16 protein-coding genes are annotated in these 20,020 nt (G+C 38.7%); 8 read left to right on the top strand and 8 right to left on the bottom strand.

Going from position 1 to position 20,020, the window contains the following annotated elements; translation table 11 throughout:
- From REI64_RS16900 to REI64_RS16890, 3 genes are all read right to left on the bottom strand, one after another.
- Nucleotides 1-1,504, bottom strand: a 1,504-nt coding sequence (locus REI64_RS16900; protein ID WP_308851326.1) for a DEAD/DEAH box helicase, incomplete at its 3' end; no start/stop codon positions are given.
- A gap of 235 nt (nucleotides 1,505-1,739) precedes the next feature.
- Complete coding sequence (locus REI64_RS16895) at nucleotides 1,740-3,332, bottom strand: ATP-dependent DNA ligase (protein WP_308851325.1); 1,593 nt, start codon at nucleotides 3,330-3,332, stop codon at nucleotides 1,740-1,742.
- Nucleotides 3,333-3,338: 6 nt separating this feature from the next.
- Nucleotides 3,339-4,352 carry a ligase-associated DNA damage response exonuclease gene (locus tag REI64_RS16890; protein ID WP_308851324.1) on the bottom strand — a complete coding sequence of 338 codons (1,014 nt, stop codon included), beginning with the start codon at nucleotides 4,350-4,352 and terminating at the stop codon, nucleotides 3,339-3,341.
- Between the two features lie 248 nt (nucleotides 4,353-4,600).
- Between REI64_RS16890 and REI64_RS16885 the strand changes: the two genes are divergently transcribed.
- Together REI64_RS16885 and REI64_RS16880 are read left to right on the top strand one after the other, a co-directional pair.
- Complete coding sequence (locus REI64_RS16885; protein WP_308851323.1) at nucleotides 4,601-5,932, top strand: paraquat-inducible protein A; 1,332 nt, start codon at nucleotides 4,601-4,603, stop codon at nucleotides 5,930-5,932.
- Between the two features lie 52 nt (nucleotides 5,933-5,984).
- Nucleotides 5,985-7,325: a paraquat-inducible protein A gene (locus tag REI64_RS16880; protein ID WP_308851322.1), complete on the top strand. Its 1,341-nt coding sequence runs from the start codon at nucleotides 5,985-5,987 to the stop codon at nucleotides 7,323-7,325.
- On the opposite strand, the gene REI64_RS16875 is transcribed toward REI64_RS16880, so the two are convergent.
- From REI64_RS16875 to REI64_RS16860, 4 genes are all read right to left on the bottom strand, one after another.
- Nucleotides 7,322-7,762 carry a response regulator gene (locus tag REI64_RS16875; protein WP_308851321.1) on the bottom strand — a complete coding sequence of 147 codons (441 nt, stop codon included), beginning with the start codon at nucleotides 7,760-7,762 and terminating at the stop codon, nucleotides 7,322-7,324. The two genes, REI64_RS16880 and REI64_RS16875, sit on opposite strands and share 4 nt — an antisense overlap.
- 283 nt (nucleotides 7,763-8,045) lie before the next feature.
- Nucleotides 8,046-8,393: a hypothetical protein gene (locus REI64_RS16870; RefSeq protein ID WP_308851320.1), complete on the bottom strand. Its 348-nt coding sequence runs from the start codon at nucleotides 8,391-8,393 to the stop codon at nucleotides 8,046-8,048.
- 54 nt (nucleotides 8,394-8,447) lie between these two features.
- The gene (locus tag REI64_RS16865; RefSeq protein WP_308851319.1) at nucleotides 8,448-8,711 is read right to left on the bottom strand and encodes a hypothetical protein; all 264 of its coding nucleotides are present in this window, start codon (nucleotides 8,709-8,711) and stop codon (nucleotides 8,448-8,450) included.
- Nucleotides 8,712-8,816: 105 nt separating this feature from the next.
- Complete coding sequence (locus REI64_RS16860) at nucleotides 8,817-9,272, bottom strand: GNAT family N-acetyltransferase (protein WP_308851318.1); 456 nt, start codon at nucleotides 9,270-9,272, stop codon at nucleotides 8,817-8,819.
- A 123-nt stretch (nucleotides 9,273-9,395) separates the two neighbouring features.
- On the opposite strand from REI64_RS16860, the gene REI64_RS16855 reads away from it, so the two are divergent.
- The gene (locus REI64_RS16855; protein WP_308851317.1) at nucleotides 9,396-10,226 is read left to right on the top strand and encodes a helix-turn-helix domain-containing protein; all 831 of its coding nucleotides are present in this window, start codon (nucleotides 9,396-9,398) and stop codon (nucleotides 10,224-10,226) included.
- A 217-nt stretch (nucleotides 10,227-10,443) separates the two neighbouring features.
- Nucleotides 10,444-11,355 carry an alpha/beta hydrolase gene (locus REI64_RS16850; RefSeq protein ID WP_308851316.1) on the top strand — a complete coding sequence of 304 codons (912 nt, stop codon included), beginning with the start codon at nucleotides 10,444-10,446 and terminating at the stop codon, nucleotides 11,353-11,355.
- 168 nt (nucleotides 11,356-11,523) lie between these two features.
- Here the strand turns inward: REI64_RS16850 and ligD are convergent, their stop codons facing one another.
- Nucleotides 11,524-14,265, bottom strand: a complete 2,742-nt coding sequence (gene ligD / locus REI64_RS16845) for a DNA ligase D (RefSeq protein WP_308851315.1) — start codon at nucleotides 14,263-14,265, stop codon at nucleotides 11,524-11,526.
- A 210-nt stretch (nucleotides 14,266-14,475) separates the two neighbouring features.
- Here ligD and REI64_RS16840 point away from each other — a divergent pair, with 210 nt between their 5' ends.
- The 4 genes from REI64_RS16840 (at nucleotide 14,476) to REI64_RS16825 (ending at nucleotide 20,018) form a co-directional block, all read left to right on the top strand.
- Nucleotides 14,476-15,102: a GyrI-like domain-containing protein gene (locus REI64_RS16840; RefSeq protein WP_308851314.1), complete on the top strand. Its 627-nt coding sequence runs from the start codon at nucleotides 14,476-14,478 to the stop codon at nucleotides 15,100-15,102.
- 751 nt (nucleotides 15,103-15,853) lie between these two features.
- A complete protein-coding gene (locus REI64_RS16835; protein ID WP_308851313.1) occupies nucleotides 15,854-17,074 on the top strand; it encodes a Pycsar system effector family protein in 1,221 nt (406 codons plus the stop codon).
- Between the two features lie 2 nt (nucleotides 17,075-17,076).
- Nucleotides 17,077-19,128 (top strand): polyphosphate kinase 1, encoded by a 2,052-nt coding sequence (gene ppk1, locus REI64_RS16830; RefSeq protein ID WP_308851312.1) that lies wholly within the window; start codon nucleotides 17,077-17,079, stop codon nucleotides 19,126-19,128.
- A complete protein-coding gene (locus REI64_RS16825; RefSeq protein WP_308851311.1) occupies nucleotides 19,125-20,018 on the top strand; it encodes an SdiA-regulated domain-containing protein in 894 nt (297 codons plus the stop codon). The genes ppk1 and REI64_RS16825 overlap by 4 nt, the downstream gene beginning before the upstream one ends.
- Nucleotides 20,019-20,020 lie beyond the last annotated feature (2 nt).

Here is a 20,020-nt window from a genome sequence, read left to right as displayed (position 1 = left end):
AACCACCGCTCAAGAATTTCACTTTCAGCATTGCATCACTAACAATAGTGCCTATATGCAGGCGGTGGCGCATAGCGATTTGTCTGCTTTTGACCTTCCACAGCCCATCTTCGTCTTTTACAACTTTCTTAAATTCGCTATAGGCGGTAAGGCTATCGCCACCAGAGGTGATGAATTGCATTGCCCAAGCCCACTCTTCGGGCAGTAGTTCTTTAAATGCATTGGTTTTGATGATTTCTTGATAAATCACTTTATCATCAAAGCCATCGCCTACTGCTAATGTTACCAGATATTGGATTAGCGTATCGAAAACCATGACAAAAGGTTCTCTGCTTTCTATATTATTCTCTCTAGCAGCTTCTTTAATGGCAGCGGCCTCAACTATTTCTAAAGCATGAGTTGGTAGGAAATAGATCTTCGAAACCTCGTATGGTGAGTGACCAGAGCGACCGGCACGCTGTAAAAATCGGGCAACACCTTTTGGAGAACCAATTTGTACTACGGTATCAACCGGCTTAAAATCTACACCCAAATCTAAAGATGAAGTGGCAATCACAGCCTTCAACAAGCCGTTGTGCAGGCTGTCTTCTATCCAATTGCGCAGCTCAAAATCAATAGAGCCGTGGTGTATAGCAATTCTTCCCGCTAAATCTGGTTCTAGATCTAGCAGATACTGGTACCAAATTTCCGACTGTCCACGGGTGTTGATGAAAATAAGAGTAGTTTTACTTTGGTTGATAATGGGCAGTAGCTTATGCGCCAGTTTCAAACCTAAATGACCTGCCCAAGGTAACGTTTCAATAGTATCTGGTAAGATCGTTTTGATTTCTATTTTCTTCTCTAGCTGTGCCCTTACAATGATTTTCTTCGCCTCATCTTCTGGCACAATTACATCCAATGCTTCTTGAATGTTGCCAATGGTTGCAGAAATGCCCCAAACCCTTAATTTCTGCTCACCAGTTGCTTTTTGTAAACCTTTAATTCGTGATACTGCCAACTCTACCATCACGCCTCGCTTGCTGCCCAAAAGCTCATGCCATTCATCAGCAACAATGCACTGTAGGTTTTTAAATAGTAATGTCGATCCCTTTTGTGCCAACAATAGATGTAAACTTTCAGGAGTAATGAGCAAAATTTCGGGCATCGCCTTTTTTTGCTGTAGCTTTTCTGCCTGAGATGTATCTCCATTACGAACACCTACATGCCAATCTAAACCTATTGCCTCTAACACTTCTCTCATTGCCCTGGCAATATCTTTGGCTAAAGAGCGCAAAGGTGTTATCCAAATCAATTGCAAGCCTTTAATTGGCTTTGGCTGATTTAAGCCTTCGATAACTACTCCTAAGAAAACTGAAAATGTCTTTCCAAATCCTGTGGGCGCATTTACCAAACCGCTATAGCCGTCTAGGTAATATTGCCAAGTATCCCTTTGAAAGTCAAAAGGCTTTCTTTTATCGGCCTTAAGCCAAGCAATAATTTGTTTATAGCCTTTTGTTTTTTGCATATTGTTCTTTCTTCCGTCATTGCGAGGCACGGTTTATCCCGATGCTTCCTATCGCGTGGACACATCTCATTCCTCCCCCTTGAATCCCCCTCCAAAGGGGGACACGTTGCGTTTAAGCATTTTGCATATCCCCCTCTCCGAGGGGGCAGGGGGAGGAAAATAACATTTCCCAATATTTGTGTCCACACGATGGGACGCTTCGGGATAAACCGTGCCTCGCAATGACGATTTGGTTTTATTCGACAACTGGAATTAACGCCCTCAAATCATCCAACGTGTTAATCTCATCTACCTTTTTATCCTTTCGCCAACGGGCGATACGTGGAAACCGCAAAGCCAAGCCAGCTTTGTGTCTTTTACTTTCTGCAATGCCTTCAAACGCGATTTCGAAAACTAGCTCTGGTTTTACAGTTCGTACCGGACCAAATTTTTCGATGGCGTTCTTGTTCACAAAACTGTTTACTTCCTTAATTTCTTTATCTGTTAAACCAGAATAAGCCTTGGCAATGGTGATTAATTTGTCGCCATCTCGTACTGCAAAAGTATAATCGGTATAGAAATTTGCCCTACGACCACTACCCTTTTGTGCATAAATCATCACCGTATCAACTGTGTAAGGGTTGATTTTCCATTTCCACCAATCGCCTCGTTTTCGCCCCGCGTGAAAAATAGAATTCATCTGTTTAAGCATAATGCCTTCGCTGTTCAGTTCACGAGCCTTTTCTCTAATGTCTGCTAACTCAGCCCAGGTTCTAAACGCTATTACGGGAGATAAAACTACAACGCCATTTGTAGCCAATTGCGTAATGAGCTGTTCCAAAATCTTTCTTCTCTCGGCTAAAATCGTCGTTCTAATATCCTTTGCTTGATACTCCAAAACATCGTAGGCGAAGAAACCGATAGGCGCATCTTCTAACTGACTTTTATTAATCGTTTTTCTATTTAATCGCTGCTGTAAAGTGCTAAATGATAAAACATTTCCATCTCTTACCGCAAGTATCTCTCCATCTAAAACAACGCCGTCTGGCAACTCATCTTTTAAAAAGTGTAGCTCTGGAAATTGATCAGTCACCAGCTCTTCACCACGGCTCCAGATAAATAATTCGCCGTTTCGTTTTACGATCTGTCCACGTATGCCATCCCATTTCCATTCGGCTTGCCATGCCTTCACCTCACCTAAGTTTTCTGCTTCGGTATCTAAGGCATAAGCTAAACAAAATGGGTATGGCCAAGAATTATCGGTATTTACATGTGCGCCAGAAGTTAGTTCTTCGTAGGTGATTTCGTTTGGCTGCCATTTGCCCATAATGCTGTGCATGATCTTGTTGGCATCTTGTTGGCTTTGTTTGGCGATAGCATTCACCAGCATTTTGTTAGAAACACCGATGCGAAAGTTACCAGAAATCAGTTTGTTGAAAATGAAACGCTCTCGAGTAGCCAAACTATTCCAAGATTGTAGAATATAGGCTTTCTTCTCTTCATCGCTCTTAACGTTCAATTCGGCAAGTTCTGCTATCCATTGATGTAAAGGTTTTTCGATATCTTCTTGCGATGGCGGCAAAACCAAAGCAATGGTTTCACTTAAATCGCCCACGCTGTGGTAACTTTCGGTAAATAACCATTCGGGAATTCCGCTTAATTCGATGGCCCATTGCTTAACCAATGTTGTAGTAACGGGTCTTTTGGGACGCTTACCGGTAAACATAGCAATTACGAAAGGCTTGTCACGTTCATCAGCTTCGCTAAAATAACTTACCAGGGCACCAATTTTATCATTGGTCTTGTTACTTAGTTCTAACTCCTGTATCAATTGCGAAAAGCGCTTCATAGGCGTTTATAGTTGTTTTTCTTCTACTTTCTCTTCTGCTTCTTCATCGCCATATTGCGTTTTCACTTCTTCGGCATAGATGCCAATTTCGTTTAAATAGCGACTAAAAACAGCTGTACTTCCATGTGTTACCATCACTTTTTCGGCTTCGGTAGCTTTAATAGCTTCTAATAAACCTGGCCAATCGGCATGATCGCTCAACGCAAAACCAGCATCTGCACTGCGCCATCTTCTACCAGCTCTTACAGCCATCCAACCACTACAAATGCCAATTGCAGGGCTTATCAAACTTTTCACCCATTTGCTGTCGGATAAAGCTGGAGGAACAATCACAACACCTTTTTGTAGTTCGTCTTTTTTTATTTCTGCAGTGATTTTCGTGGTTGTTGGTAGATCTACACCTACGTTTGCAAAAGCCTCGTTAAGATTTGCGATGGTTTGATGTACAAATATTTCACAATTGACATTCAGATTTTTAATTAATCGCTGTGCTTTGCCCAAGCTGTAGGCTACGAGCACACTGGTTTTGTTTTTTGCATGATTATCGGCAATCCAGCTGTCCATATTATCAAATATCGTTTGCTGAGGTTGCCAAGTGTAAATAGGCAAGCCGAAAGTACTTTCAGAAACAAAAGTGTGGCATTTTACTGCTTCAAAAGCCGTACTTATGCCATCAAACTCTGTTTTGTAGTCGCCAGAAACTACGGCGATTTCGCCTTTGTATTCTAATCTAATTTGTGCCGAGCCAATTACATGACCAGCTGGAAACAGGCTTAATTTTACACCATTGATATCTATTTGCTCGTTGTAAGCTAAAGTTTGTACGTTATCGTACAGCCCATATCGCGTTTCTAAAATGGGTTTGGTTAAGGTATGGCACAAATAGCTTTTATTGCCCCACTTGGCATGATCTGCATGGCCGTGGGTAATTACAGCTTTGTCAACGGGCCGCCAAGGGTCGATATAAAAATCGCCCTGCTTACAATAAATACCCTTGTTTGTGAACGCTATGAGTGCCATGCTGAGTATAACGATTATAGCAAGTGATAGTTTTAAAAATCATTTTACAACAATCGATTTTCTTTAAGCAGGTAAGGCGCTAACTATTTTCTATCATCGAAAGCTTATCTTTCTGCTTTATTGGATGCTAAAATGGAATATTTACTAACTTCTGGTCTTGAAAGCTATCTAAATATATAAAAATGTTAACTACTCAAACAATCACCTTCGATTAACCGTTATTAGCCCATAACATTATCAGGCAGCACATGTCACTATCGTCTACTAACCAACAAAGCGCAAAAAGAACTGGACTAGCCAGGCTTATTTTAATTCTTGTTCTTGGCGCTGTAATTGTTGCACAAGCTATTTCTGGCTATAGATTACACGAACTTTCGGAAAAACAAGAGCAACTAAAGGCAGATTTTGCCGAGATGAACAGCATCAACCTTGGCCTGTTCTCCATCTCGCAATGGCAAGATAAGATAGAAAGTATAGTAGTAAAACAAACTCGAAGCCTCCGTTTAAGCCCGAAACAAAAAAAGGAACTACAAAAGGAAATTGAAGGCGTAATTGTTGCGCTAATTGACAAAGCAGAACGATTGGTTACGGGATCGAAGAAGAAATCTTTACGCGGTAAAATTGTAAAGTTTGCGGTAAAAAACTTCGTTGATGTAGATACCATTAAAAAACAGGTACCCGGCATTGCAAGAACAATTATCGGAAAAGTAGATAATCCACAAGCGAAAAGACAATTGGGAGCCATGGCTTTAGCCAAATTAGATCAACTTGATGAAATTGAATACGTTGATAGTGCTTTGACGGTTAATGCACACAAGATTAATGAAACTTACAAACGCTATAACGTTACCGGACCAGAACATTTTAACGCTAAAATAGAAACAGAGCTGCGCAAAATAAACCGAGCTACTTATGCCTATTGCATTGGTATGCTTGCTGGCATTGTGATATTTTTACTTGCTTGGGGCTTTCTGCGCAAACGTAAAGAACTTTATGCTACGTTGTTCATCCTTTCGTTAGTAATGGCTTTTATTTTACTTGCCGTAGGTTTAACGGCATCTATGATTGAGGTAGATGCCCGTATTGGCGCTATGGATTTCGTACTGCTTGGTCAGAAAGTGACTTTTGTAGACCAAGTGCTTTTCTTTCAATCTAAGAGTATTTTAGATGTAGTGTTGATTTTAATCGGAAGCCCGGCCATCGATTCGATTTTAGTGGGTGTGCTCATTTTGGCCTTCAGTATCCTTTTTCCAGTAATGAAATTAAGCGCAACTGGTATTCATTTGCTAGGAAAGAGAAAACTGGCGGAAAACAAGATCATCAAATATTTTGCTTTCCAATCTGGCAAATGGAGCATGGCCGATGTTATCGTGATTGCAATTTTGATGGCCTACATAGGTCTTAATGGTTTGCTTGAAACACAGCTGTCACGGATGGATATTCCAGCAAATTCGCTGACAATGCTTTCTACCCACAACACAGCGTTGCAACCCGGTTACATCATTTTTATCGTCTTTGTACTTTTCGGTTTGGTGCTTTCTACCATATTGAAATCCATAAGTAAGTACAATTGCGATTAAAGAATAATTAATTGATAATAAAAAAGCTACATCAACTTAAATAAATATAACCTTGAAAACAGAAACGTCGCAAATGAGAAAATATATTCCAAAGTTCCTTTTGATATTAGGAATGGGGATGATTGTGGCCGCTGCTTGTCATTTTGGTCTTCAGCTCTATCGACTTTCTGCGCAGCAAGAACAGTTGAAAGAAGATTATTCTACGGCAAACAGCATTACCTTTGGTATTTTTTCACTCGACTTGTGGACAGAAAGACTTTCTGCAATTGTGAACAGTAAAATCAAAGGTTTCGAAATTACCGCTGAGCAAAAGCGAGAGATGAAAAGTGAAGTAGAAGAACAATTGCATGGCATGATTAACGAAGTGGTTAGGGAATTTGAAAAACCACAGAAAGGAATTGGTAATAAGCTGAAGAAATTTGCTTTTAAACAACTGGTAGATCCAAAGGAACTGCATGCACAGGTACCTTCTTTTGCACAAACCATCATCACAAGAATTAATTCGCCAAGAGCAATAAAAAAGCTAAAAGGCATTGCTACCACCGAATTTAATGAGCTAGCAGAGCAAACTTATGACAGTACAGCTACTGCACAGCAAAAAATGACGAGATACTTATTTCAAAAATATAAGGTAAACAGTCTTGAGGCCTACAATACAAAGTTAGATAAGCAGCTTTTAGAAATTCGAAATGTTACCTATAATTATGCCTACGCAATGCTAGGTTGTGCGCTTGCTGCATTGCTGGTTTGGCTACCGTTTCGTAAACAACCACATTTGCATAATACATTATTCGTGATGTGCTTACTCATGGCTTTAGCATTACTTGTTGTTGGTTCCACTGTATCTATTATCGAGGTAGATGCAAGAATTACCACTTTACAATTAGAGCTTTTGGGCGAAAAAGTAGTATTTAGCAATCAAGTATTATTTTATCAATCGAAAAGTATTTTGGGCATTGCGCAAGTGCTTATTGCACAGCCTAAACCAGATTCGGTTACGGTGGGAATTTTGATTATCCTATTCGTTATTCTTTTGCCATTGTTAAGGATGGCTGCCAGAGGAATTCACTTACTTTGCAGACCTTCCCTATCAGAAAATAAAGTGACGCATTACCTAGCCTATGAGTCCGCAAAATGGGATATGTCTGATGTGATGGTGGTAGGTATTGCGATGACTTACATTGGATTGAACGGCATACTTAAAAGCCAATTAAGCGGCTTGAACATGAAGAACGATGTAATTACTACGGTTACTGCAAACTACAGTTCGCTGCAACCTGGATACATTATTTTTGTGGGTTATGTTATGCTCGGTATCGTACTTTCTTATCTCTTAAAAACGATGAATTGCGGTCCACAAAAAAATACAAATTTAAATGCTCCAATTAATTAGGAGGTTTGTCCAGCGGGCGACGGGTTAATTTGATGAGGCAATGTTCCGCAAGAAATTAAATAACGTTTCACCGTATTAAAAAGATCTTCCAAATCGAAAGGTTTTATAATAAAATCATCGAAACCTAATTTATTGGCAATTTTAGAAATGTTTAATTCGCTACTTAAAGCAATAACGGGTAATTTGGCTTTCAGGTTTTTAACTACTGATAATAATGTAGTGCCGCCGTTATCCCTATTTCTATAATCCATTAATACTAGATCTGGAAAATTACGCTTTACTGTGTTTAACATAGCTAATGGGCAAGTACCTAATATGCCTATAGGATGGTGACCTTCTAGTCTTAAGGCCATGGTAAGAACATCCAACACTGCGCTGTCATTCTCTTGTATGATAATAGTTGCCATTTGATCGGCATCTGTTCCTTTAACGGACAACCGTATTGCAATCCGGGAGGAAGGGACATCTTCAAGTTAAGAAAAAAAAGCTATTATTCCTAATAATGAACAGGTTGTAAACATATAAAAAGGCCAACTTCTTTAGTCCAAGCTAACTTTAGAAAGTATTAATCTGACTGAAATTATAGCACCAAACGCCTATTCTAAGCTATTGCATAAATTTTTAAAGATAAATACCCATTTATAAAATCAAAATACGTTAATGATTTTTTACGAACTCCTAATCATGGATTAAATAAGAATAAGATAAATAGTTATGGAATTAATTCCAAGTATGTGCCACATTAAGATAGCATTCCAAATCTTCTATGAAGTGCCTTATCTTTTTACATTCGGTTTGAATTATTCCAGAAGGAAATTTTGGCTGCAAACGAAGTTCTGAGCGATTAAAACTAATATCTATTAAGAAGGTGGTGCCTATGCTGGTTTTTACTTCTAAACTAATTATTCCTTGCTCATCTTTAACTTCTAACGGGGTATAATCTACTGCGTCTGTAAATAGCTCAAATAGGTAACCTATTGCCTCGGTTGCCTTTTGCTGATAAGACTTACTTTTCTTTTTAGGCGGCACACCACCTTTAAATTGAGGGCTAAGCTGTAGCTGTTGCATAGATGAAATTTGTTGTAGCGTTTAAACACACCGAAATTGAAAATGTTTGAAGAATTAATTTATTGCAATTTCTACAAGTTCATTTTTACCAAATTGATAAAGGTGCACATCTAAATGTTCCCTAAAATTCACTAAATCTATCATGTGATCGCATAAGTCTATTATAATTTGATGGAAATCTATAAACGGCTTGGCCAATAAAAGTAATTTTCCATTAGTGGTAAAATCGGCCATCAGTAAATAATCCTGATAATAAGTTAAAAGTTCAGTTCTAAACGATTCCAAATGTTCTGTCATAGCTGATAATTTTGCTATCATAACATCGGCTAATTAAGATTTGTTTAGGCGCTTTTTAAATTTTAGAAAACCTTATGAATGTCCTCTCTTATACTTCATCACACTAAATTCTAACTATCGCTGAACTTACCTAACCTTTACTAACTTCATTTTTAAAAGCGGATAATTCATACCCAGCTCATCTTTTTCTGTTCGTTCAAATACCTCAAAGCCCATATTACGATAAAAGGCTAGCGCAGCAATATTCTGCTCATTAACATCAACGTGCTTTGCTTCGAGCACACTTATTGCAAAGTCAATTAGTTTACGTCCGTATCCCTGCCCAAAATAAGTAGGATCAATAAACAACATTTCTATCTTTTCCCCATCTACACCAATAAAGCCTGCCATAGTGCTTCTTGTCATTAAACAATACACCCCAAAATTATCGAAATCGACACCGCTCATCAGTTTGCTAATCTCGCCGAAATCTTTACGATCTAGAAAATCGTGTGAAGCCAACACAGACCTCTCCCAAACAGTAAGTAGCTGGTTTCTATAAGCTTGAACAAAAGGTTTGATCTTGAAATTATCTGTTTCCATTAACCGACTAAGTAAGCACACTGTTATTAGTTTACGATGCTAATTGTATATACCAATAGCTTTTTGAAGCTAAATATCTAAAATATATCTTATTTTGCAGAAACAAACCGACCACTTCTAAAAATGCTCAAGGAATTTAACTACAAAAAGTTCGGATATGTGAAACTCCATTCTACAGAAGAACCTCATCATTCATTTAGTTCTTTTCTGGAACATATTAGGATCATGTTTTTACCAGCAAATTTTCGGTTAAAAGTTGACTTTAGAGAATTTCTTTTGCCAAATGATGCACTTCTTTTTGTCAATCCTAAAGTAGTAGTTCAACCTATAGGTGATGTAATTTCTGGAGGTGAACTGGTTTATTTTAATCGAGATTTCTATTGCATAGAATTGCATGACCAAGAAGTAGCCTGCGATGGCATTCTTTATAATAACGTATTTGAAGTTCCTTTTATCGAATTATCAGAAACGCAATCTTCAGCTATACAACATATTTTAAATGAAATCAAAATCGAAATGGCTAATGAAGATAGCCAAACTGAAGAGATGCTACGTATTTTACTTAAATTGGTTATACTTAAATCAACTCGAATTTGGAAGGAGAAACATCAGCTCTCTGAAAATGATAAGCAGACAGAGGTGCAGTTCCTAAGAAAATTCAGCAAACTTGTGGAGATACACTACAAAACCCATCATAGCGTAGCAGATTATGCTGATATGCTTTTCATCACACCAAAAAGCCTCAGCAAAAAGATTAGTTTACTAAGTAAAGAAACACCAAACGATATTATAAAAAACAGAATTATCTTGGAAAGTAAGCGTCTTTTAGCTCATACTTCTATGGCAGTAAAAGAAATTGCCTATTCTTTAAATTACGAGGATGACGCCTATTTCGTTAGGTTTTTTACGAAAAATACAGGTATCTCTCCTACTGCTTTTCGTAAACAGTTTTAGTTTAATGGTCTCGTCTCGTTTAACAGCAGGTCTTATTTAATCATTTCTAAAGTATAAGAACTATAAGTGCAGGTTTCAAACCACCAAAAAACTTAGATATTTTCATTTTTTAATGAATTAGGGAAAAAAGTACAATTCTTGGCGAAGTACGTCCATTGATGCGCTATGCCTTTTACTGGAACTTTGTTTCATCAATTCATCATTAAAATAAATCAAAATGAAAAAGTCAATTTTATCTATCGCATTTCTAGTTTCATTGTTCACTAACAATTTAATGGGACAAAACACATTAAGCAAAAGAGTTCCGGCATCTGCTGGCAGAGCCGAGTACATCGAGGTTGAAAAAGGTGTTAAATTACATGTTACCGATCTTGGCGAAGGCAGACCTATCGTTCTTATTCACGGCTGGCCATTAAGCAATGCAATGTACGAATACCAATATCAGTACTTATCTCGCAAAGGTTTCCGTGTAATTGGCATTACACTTCGCGGTTTCGGAAAATCAGATAAACCTTACGGTAAGTATGATTTCGATGTATTCTCTGATGATATCAAGGTGGTACTAGAAAAACTAAAAATAGAAAACGCTGTGTTAGGTGGTTTCTCAATGGGAGGCGCAGTAGTAATCCATTATATTAACAAATATAATTCGGCGCACATTAGCAAACTTGCCTTATTTGGTGCTGCTGCTCCATCTTGGAAACAAAGAGAAGGTTTTCCTTACGGCATACCAGACGACGTTGTTAACGGGCTAATTAAAAGTACTATGACTAGTAGACAAGATTTAATTGCGAGTTTTGGAGCAGGTTTTCAAGCAAAGCCAGGTAATCTCTCTAAAAACATGGAAAAATGGTTAGAAGACATTAATCTGGAAGCTTCACCTTACGCAACTACTGAGGCTATCACAGCACTTCGTGATTTAGATTTAAGACCCGCACTTGCTAAAATTAACATACCTGTTGCCATATTTCATGGCGTACATGACCAAAGCTGTCCGTTTGTTTGGGCTGAACAGTTACAAAAAGACATCAAAAATGCAAGTCTTATACGTTTTGAAAACAGTGGACATGCACTATTCGTTGAAGAGATGGAAAAATTCAACATCGAGCTTGAAAAATTTGCAAAATAAGAGATATAACATTTTTTTACTTAAAGTTATTTCGTAACAATTGAGTAATAGCATTTGGACACTTTAAAACTAGAGAAGTTATTATTTAGCTTCTCTAGCTCTATTAAACAAATGGCTCAAAGTAGGCGATGGTAAGAAAACACCATAAAAATCATCTCCATTTATGTTTTAAGGATATATTTCTTTTGCTTTTTGTATAGCTTTTTCCAAGTCAATCCCTTTGCCAAGCACGCCTTTAAAAATATCGTCCCTATCTTGTACTCTTTCAAAGGCATTAAAGATGGTAAAATCCGTCATTTTTAAACCTGGTTTAAGCTCGTGCCAGTCTAATGGCATAGAAACAGTTGCACCAGGTTTTGGCCTTAATGAGTATGGGCCGGCAATAGTTGCGCCCGGTCTGTTCTGTAAAAAGTCAAGATACATTTTACCTTTACGTGCAGCAATTATCCTTTCTAAAGAAGTAAACCTCGGTATTTGTTTGTTAACAATTGTGACGATAATTTTTGCGAAAAGCTGGCTTTGATCGTAATTGTACTTGCCGCCCAGAGGGATATAAATATGGATACCGGTAGAACCGGATGTTTTTGCATAACAAGGCACATCAATAGTATCTAGCACTTCTTTAACCACATTTGCGGCCTCAATCACTTTATCAAAATGATGCTTGTCGGGATCTAAATCTATCACACAATAGTCTGGATTGTCTGGCGATTGAACCCGTGAGAACCAAGGATTAACTTCGATACAACCCAGTGAATTTGTCCATAATAGTGTTGCAATGTCATCTCCTACTAAATATTCTTTAGCATCGCCCTCACTTGTAGAATAGGGAAAGGTTTTTGCCCAGTTTGGTGCTTTACCCTTTACATCTTTTTGATAAAAACTTTTACCATGTATACCTCCCGGAAAACGATTGAGCGACAATGGCCTATCTTTCAGGTAAGGCAAAATGTACTCGGCCATGGCGTAATAGTAGTTGAACATATCTCTTTTGCTCACACCATCTTCGGGCCAATATAGTTTTGAAAGATTATTAAACTTTAATTCTTTTCCTTTTACTTTTCTAACTTGGGTTTGCTCTTTGGGGTTGAGTAAAGTTTTCGGGACAGTTTCCTTTGGAGGACGTACAAGTTCAGTATCAATATTCTTAGGCGCAGTCTTTCTTCCATTAGATTTATCTTTGGTTCTTGCTACTATTTCTTCGGTTTCGGTTGCACTTTCGCGAATTACCTCTTTTGCATCTTTATCGCTGCGCATACCTTTAAAAGACGGATGACGAAATACCCCATCGGCTGTAACTTCAGTAAATGTAATTTCGCAAACTAGTTCAGGTTTCATCCAAGTGGCTTTGGCATTTAGTTGTTTATGCTGAAACCGGGATAGCTTATTTACATCAGGCGCCACTTTAAAAGGACTTTTCTTGACAATGTAAGGATCAAATTGCTCCATCATTTTCTTCTGGTCGGCATCCGTAAACCCTGTGCCAACTTTACCTACATAGCTAAGCTCTTTGCCTTCCCATACCGCTAAAATTAACGAACTGAATAATTTTGAAGTGTTTTCGTTACGGGTGAAACCTGCAATAATCACCTCTTGTCTTTTAGATATTTTTATTTTCAGCCAGTCTTTGCTACGCTTGTTCACTAAATAGATACTCGATTTACGTTTAGCTATAATGCCTTCTAGACCAATACGACCGGCTGCATCAAAAAAATCGATACCATTGGTATCAAAAACTTTAGAAATACGTATCCTGTCATCATCTGTAGGAAGTATTTCGTTTAAAACGGCCTGCCTTTCTACCAATGTTAATCCAGTTAGGTTCTTACCTTCGTACCAAAGTATATCAAATACGTAGAAAACAAGTTCGCCATCAGCTTCGCTACGCCAATTTTGAAGCGTGCCAAAATTAGAAATTCCCTTTTTGTTTAGCACTAGCAGCTCGCCGTCAATAACCGCATTGATTTTCCAGCTTTGTAGAAGTTTGTAAATGGAGTAAAAACGGTCGTTAAACGATTTGTTATTTCGCGACAATAACTCCACCTTTCCCTTATTCAATTTTGCTAAAGCACGATATCCATCCCATTTTACCTCATATTGCCAGTCTTCATTGTCAAAGGGTTCATCTACCAAAGTAGCTAACATAGGTTTTATTGCCTTAGGTATAGCTGCTTTAGGTGCAGCTTTTAGAATTTTAGCACTATCCAACTTGGCAGAGGCATCTCCTACTTCGGCGTTTTTTTCTACGCTGCTTTTCTTTGTTGATTTTTTAGATGTTTTAGTTTGTTTAGCTACGATTTTTTGCTCGCCATATTCAGTCCAAACAGCACGAGCATTTTTTTCCATTTCTGCAATGGTTTTGCCAGAAAGCACAGATTTATCTAATTTGGTTACGTCCTTTTTTGCAGCGTAATCGTCATTATGTTTAATGAGCAACCATGAATTTTCGCCCATTCCGTTGGTGCGTACCAAAGCAAACTCTCCATTAAGTTTATCTCCGTGCAACCTCACTTTAACAGATCCATCTTTCAGTTGGGCAAGCAAATGTTTTTCCTGTGCTTTTTTACCTTTAATAGGTTCTTCTGGCTCGTACCAACCTTGATCCCAAACAATTACAGTTCCGCCGCCGTATTCTCCTTTCGGGATAATCCCCTCAAAACTCTTATAATCAAACGGATGATCTTCAACCATCATGGCCAACCTTTTGGTTTTTGGGTCTAAGCTTGGACCTTTCGGCACTGCCCAACTTTTAAGTACCCCTTCCATTTCCAAGCGAAAATCGTAGTGCAAACGAGATGCATCATGTTTTTGAACGACGAAAATTAGTTTGTTCTTATCCTTGCTGTTGCCAGATTTTGGTTCAGTTGTTTTTGTGAAATCACGCTTTTGTGCGTACTTATCTAATCCCATATTCGTTTAGTTATATCTAGCAACTTAAAACAAACATTTTCTTTCATAAAAAAGTTTCTAAGTATTTTTCAAAACATACAGCCACGCAGATAAGCACGTATTTGCTTGAAAATTAGCGTATATATATTAACGAAAAGAAATAAATGCTTAATTAACAAAGCACTGCCATAGGGTTGTCAGTGCCACATCGTAGTCTTGTAAAAACAATACATGATGCAAAAACTTGACCTCACCAAAACTGATAAGACTTATTACAGTGCTAAATCAGTGCCACAACTTGTTAATCTTCAGCCAGCTCGCTACATCTCTATCCAAGGAAAGGGCGATCCTGATGGTTTGGCATTTGGCACTAATGTGCAAGCGCTTTATGCCACCGCTTACCTTCTCAAATTTGTTCACAAGGCTAACGGAAACGATTTTACAGTTCCAAAATTGGAAGGGCTATGGTGGTACGACAAAGAGCTACAGCCTTTAATGGAGCTAGCAAACACACCGGTAGCTATCCCGAGAGAACAATGGCACTATCGTTTGTTGATACGCCTACCAGATTTTGTAACAACAGACGAAATTCTGACTGCCACTGCCAAAGTTGTAAGTGAAAAACAGCTATCTCAAGCTCAAAATGTAAAATACTTTGAACTCCACGAGGGTAAATGTATCCAGATTATGCATACTGGCCCTTTCTCAGAAGAGCCTCGAACCTTGGCTATTATTGCAAGCTTCGCTAAGCAGCACCAACTAGAACAAAATGGGTATCATCATGAAATTTACCTTTCTGATTTCCGAAAAACCCCTTCAGAAAAGCTTCGCACTATTTTACGTGAACCCGTAAAGTAAGCTATAGATCATGTCAATTACGAAAAAGGAAATAATCGTTGATAATTTGATGGTAACTTAGGTCAGCCTACAGCACAGCTTCTCTTTTGGATTACTAGAATTTATAAAACAAAAGCCTTTCAAATATTAATTTGAAAGGCTTAATTGACTTTTAATCGTCTCTGTCGGGGTGGCAGAACAATTTTCAAAGCATTTCCTACAGGATTTGAAGAAGCTGGCAAATTGTTTTTAGACCGAAACTCAACTAGTGAATATTCAAATAAAATTTCCTCTAGTAGAGCAAATGAATAAGTGCGGGCATCTAAACCGTACTTACTTTTATAAAGCACATCTATAAACTAATGCTTTGTCTCTTCCTGAAATAGCTAGTTGGTCGAGTATCGGAAATATATTCTGCGTAAAATGGATTGAAAGAAACTGACCTAGTTTAATTGGACAGTTTGGAACTGAAACGGATGCCTACATTACCGGAACACATACCAATCCGACGAAAAATTATCATAGTCAGCCTCACTTGAAATACCAATAATCATCGATATATCATTATTTAGCTTTTAAAAAAAAGCTCATGACGTCAGTAAACAACTATTTGATGAAGGCATAATTTTGGTACAAGCTAACATCAATATACCTTGAGCTTGTTAGCAAGCTGTCATGTTTATTAAGACTAACTAAGTTCATCCTAATTTTAATTAACTTAGTTATCGAATTACTGGAACCTAGTTCCAGATTAAAACATAACCGATAGACAATGAATTATGCTCAAATACAGCTTGCGGCAGAAACATACGTAAAGCAATACTTCAAAGAACACCAAGACTCTAACCTACTGTATCATGGCCTGGAACATACCTTAGGGGTAGTTGAGGCATCTACACAAATTGCCAATCACTACCAATTATCCCCACAAGATTTCTTTATCGTATATATTGGCGCCTGGTTTCACGACATTGGCTACCTAAAAGGGGAACCCGGCGAACACGAAGTAGCTGGTGCCAAGGCTGCAACAGATTTCCTGCAACAGCACCAAGTAGCAGAAGAGACCATTACTGCCGTTAGCAATGCCATTTTAGCTACCAAACTGCCGCAGCAACCAAAAAACCTTAACGAACAAATCCTTTGTGATGCCGACCTTTTCCATTTGGGCAGCGAAGGTTTTACCAAACGTTCTAAACTATTGCGCAGTGAAATCTCAAAACTATGCCATAAAGAAATTGGCAAAAAAGATTGGTGGCTAAAAGACCTTGCTTTTTTAGAGTCGCACCGGTACCACACCGACTATTGCCGCTTGTCGCTCGATGACAAAAAAGCTAAACATATAGCTAAACTGATAAAGAAACTACAAAAAGACGAAACCCAGCCCATTTTGCATACCACAACCGAACAAAACCCCGTGACAGAACCAAGCGATAAGCTTAAACCACAAAAGGAAGAAACAGGAGGAAAGGGTGTAGAAACCATGTTCCGTATTACCTCTACCAATAACCAAAGGCTAAGTGATATGGCCGATAATAAGGCGCAAATCCTCATCACGGTAAACTCAATTATGCTCTCATTAATTGTGAGCTTGCTGCTGCGCAGATTAGAAGACAATGAACATTTGATTATTCCAACCATGATGCTTTTGTTGGTGAGCCTTTCCTGCATTGTCTTTTCTATTTTGGCTACACGCCCATCTATACCAGCTGGCACTTTTACCCAACAAGACGTTGCAGATAAAAAAGTGAACTTGGTATTCTTCGGAAATTTCTACAAGATGCCTTTAGAAGAGTACCACCAAAGCATGAAAAAGGTAATGGGCGATAAAGATTTTCTTTACGGCACACTGATCAAGGATGTGTATTCACAAGGTGTGGTATTGGGCAAAAAATACAAGCTGATTAGGATTGCTTATAATATCTTTATGTTTGGACTGATAGGTACGGTACTAGCTTACATTATTTCTTACGCCGCTTACGGAAAGCTTTTCTAAAGATGGAAACCTTAATAAAACAAGCTGAAATACCATTATTATTGAACCGCGATTTGAGTTGGCTGTCGTTTAACGCTAGAGTATTGGCCGAAGCGGCGGCGAGTGCTACCCCATTGTTAGAGCGTATCAAGTTTCTATCTATCTATTCTTCTAACCTCGACGAATTTTACAGGGTCCGCTATCCTGTTTTAAAGGCGCTCAAAAAGCTACATAAGAAAACTCACGATGAACACGAGAAGCATGTATTGGAAGAGGCCAACCAAACCATAGACCGGCAACAGCAACAATACGGCCGCATCTTAAAAGAAACCGTACTGCCAGCATTGAGCAGTAACAGCATTGATTTTAGCTATGGTCAGCCCTTTCCACCTGCACTCGGTGCCGAACTGACGCATTATTTCATGACCCAGCTGTTGGGCTTTTTACGTCCTATAGCTCTCGGTACACCCGAGGCCAGCTATTTTCCAGAAAACAACCTGCTTTATTTCTTGGTAGAATTAAATGATCAAGGTAACAGCCAACATTTCATCGTCAATATACCTTCCGAGCAGGTGCCACGTTTCTATCTCACTAAATATGAAGAACGCAGCAAAGTTTTTTTCATAGACGATATCATCCAAGAAAATCTTGCGGTGCTGTTTCCTCAAGGTACCATTACCAATTGCCATAGTTTTAAGATTACCCGAGATGCAGAGCTAGAACTAGATGACGAGTACAGCATCGATATGGCCGATCAGTTAGAAAAACAACTGCTAAAACGTGACCAAGGTTTAGCTACCCGTTTGTTATACTCTCCAGGAATGAGTGCAGACGTTCTGGACTTATTAGTACAAAGGCTAAATGTTGCCCATGCCACTATTGTTAGCGGCGGCAGGTATCACAACCTAAAAGATCTAGCAGATTTTCCGATCAAAGACCCGAAACTTAGCCATAAAAACTGGCCGAAAATACCATATCCAATTCTACCTAAGGGCGAAACTCTGCATCAGTTCATCTTAGCTCAGGACATACTAATTAATCCGCCCTACCAATCGTACGATAGCGTGCTCCAATTTTTTAATGAAGCGGCTACCGATGCAACTACTACCGAAATAGCAACCACGCTTTACCGTGTAGCCAAAGATTCGAAAATTGTAAACGCACTGATTACTGCCGCCAAGAACGGGAAAAAAGTAACTGTTTTGGTAGAGCTTAAGGCCCGTTTTGATGAGAACAACAATATTAAATGGGCAAAAAAGATGAAAACCGCTGGTGTAGCGATTATTTATAGCGTTACTGCCCTAAAAGTACATGCAAAGGTAGCCCTCGTAAAACGAAAAATAGGTTTAAGAACTCAATATACTGGCCTATTGGCTACTGGTAATTTTAACGAAACCACTGCCAACTTTTATACCGATCATATTTTGATGACCGCCAACCCTGATCTGTTGAGGGAGTTGGAATTATTGTTCATCTTCTTGGCAAAAAGGAAAAAACCAAGCGAACATCCTCCAATCAACTTCCAAAAGTTGTTAGTGGCTCAGTTTAATTTGCAACAGGCTTTCCTTGATTTGATACAACGAGAAATACAGCATGCCCAAAGCGGTAAAAAAGCACATGTCATTATCAAACTAAATAACCTGGAAGAAGAAGTAATGATTAGGCAGCTTTACAAAGCTGCTGCTGCAGGAGTAAAGATAGAACTCATCATTAGAGGTATCTGCCGCCTAGTACCCACCACAAATATTATAGTACGCAGAATTGTTGACCGCTATTTGGAGCATGGTCGTCTTTTCTGGTTTTACAACGATGGTAACGAAGCACTGTACTTGGGCTCGGCAGATTGGATGACAAGGAACATCTATCGTAGGATAGAAGTATGCTTTCCCATCTATAACAATCAAATTAAAAAACAGCTTAAAGATCTGCTAAACATCCAACTTGCCGACAATGTACAGGCCACCTACCTGAACCAGCAATTTCAAAACATCCCCGTTGAAAACGCTGGTACTCCCATACAGTCGCAAAAAGCCATCTACGAATACTTAAATCAAAATCATCTACAAACAACATGACAAAACTCACCCATTCCTTCAACCTCACTTTTATTGGCATTTGCTTTGGCTTATGCTGCTCCACAGCTTTCCTTTCCTGTGCTCAAAAGAAAAAAGATAAAGTAGAAAGTCCATTAGGATACGACCTATCGGCGCCCGAAAAATACAATATGCCCGAAGCACTGCTAGAGATTTCGGGCTTTGCCTTTGCCAATGGAGACCCATCCAAAGTGTACGCCCAACAAGACGAAGAAGGTAAGGTATTTACCATTAGCTTAGGTTCAAAAAAATACCAGCATACCAAATTTGCAAAAGACGGCGACTTTGAAGACATCGCCATTGCTTGGGGAAAGGTGATGGTACTGAAAAGTAACGGCGACCTTTTTAGCTTTGCACTGGAAGAAACAAAAAATAAAGAAACCAAAAATGTAGCGCATACTAAATCTGTGTTACCGAAAGGCGAATACGAGGGCATGTATGCAGATGTTATACAAAACAAGCTCTACGTGATCTGTAAAGAGTGTGCTGTAGATAAGGGCACTAAACAAACCAGTGGTTTTATTCTTAGCCTACAAACCGAAGGTCTCTTTAAGCTTAGCGGCACCTTCAAAATAGATGTAAGTACAGTAAGCAAGCTATCGGGGCGTAAAAAAGGAACTTTCCATCCCTCGGCTTTGGCCAAACACCCTTTAACTAGCGAATGGTATCTGTTATCGGCCATCAACAAAACACTGGTGGTTACAGATAATCAATGGAAAATTAAAAACCTATACCCACTTTCTGTTAACGAGTTTAACCAACCAGAAGGCATTGCCTTTGACCACAACGCAAACCTTTATATTTCTAATGAAGGTAGCGATACACAATATGGAAACATCTTAAAATTTAGTTACAAGGCTCAAAAAAAATAGGC

The organism is Pedobacter sp., assembly GCF_031119335.1.
Taxonomy (GTDB): domain Bacteria; phylum Bacteroidota; class Bacteroidia; order Sphingobacteriales; family Sphingobacteriaceae; genus Pedobacter.
The sequence above is the reverse complement of the archived record's forward strand: the minus strand, read 5'-3'. Positions and strand labels throughout refer to the sequence as shown.

What these genes read in the sequence shown, in the direction of transcription:
- REI64_RS16895 (WP_308851325.1), bottom strand. Translation starts at nt 3,332, where the DNA reads ATGAAGCGCTTTTCGCAATTGATACAGGAGTTAGAACTAAGTAACAAG.
- REI64_RS16890 (WP_308851324.1), bottom strand. Translation starts at nt 4,352, where the DNA reads ATGGCACTCATAGCGTTCACAAACAAGGGTATTTATTGTAAGCAGGGC.
- REI64_RS16885 (WP_308851323.1), top strand. Translation starts at nt 4,601, where the DNA reads ATGTCACTATCGTCTACTAACCAACAAAGCGCAAAAAGAACTGGACTA.
- REI64_RS16870 (WP_308851320.1), bottom strand. Translation starts at nt 8,393, where the DNA reads ATGCAACAGCTACAGCTTAGCCCTCAATTTAAAGGTGGTGTGCCGCCT.
- REI64_RS16865 (WP_308851319.1), bottom strand. Translation starts at nt 8,711, where the DNA reads ATGATAGCAAAATTATCAGCTATGACAGAACATTTGGAATCGTTTAGA.
- REI64_RS16860 (WP_308851318.1), bottom strand. Translation starts at nt 9,272, where the DNA reads ATGGAAACAGATAATTTCAAGATCAAACCTTTTGTTCAAGCTTATAGA.
- REI64_RS16855 (WP_308851317.1), top strand. Translation starts at nt 9,396, where the DNA reads ATGCTCAAGGAATTTAACTACAAAAAGTTCGGATATGTGAAACTCCAT.
- REI64_RS16850 (WP_308851316.1), top strand. Translation starts at nt 10,444, where the DNA reads ATGAAAAAGTCAATTTTATCTATCGCATTTCTAGTTTCATTGTTCACT.
- ligD (WP_308851315.1), bottom strand. Translation starts at nt 14,265, where the DNA reads ATGGGATTAGATAAGTACGCACAAAAGCGTGATTTCACAAAAACAACT.
- REI64_RS16840 (WP_308851314.1), top strand. Translation starts at nt 14,476, where the DNA reads ATGATGCAAAAACTTGACCTCACCAAAACTGATAAGACTTATTACAGT.
- REI64_RS16835 (WP_308851313.1), top strand. Translation starts at nt 15,854, where the DNA reads ATGAATTATGCTCAAATACAGCTTGCGGCAGAAACATACGTAAAGCAA.
- ppk1 (WP_308851312.1), top strand. Translation starts at nt 17,077, where the DNA reads ATGGAAACCTTAATAAAACAAGCTGAAATACCATTATTATTGAACCGC.
- REI64_RS16825 (WP_308851311.1), top strand. Translation starts at nt 19,125, where the DNA reads ATGACAAAACTCACCCATTCCTTCAACCTCACTTTTATTGGCATTTGC.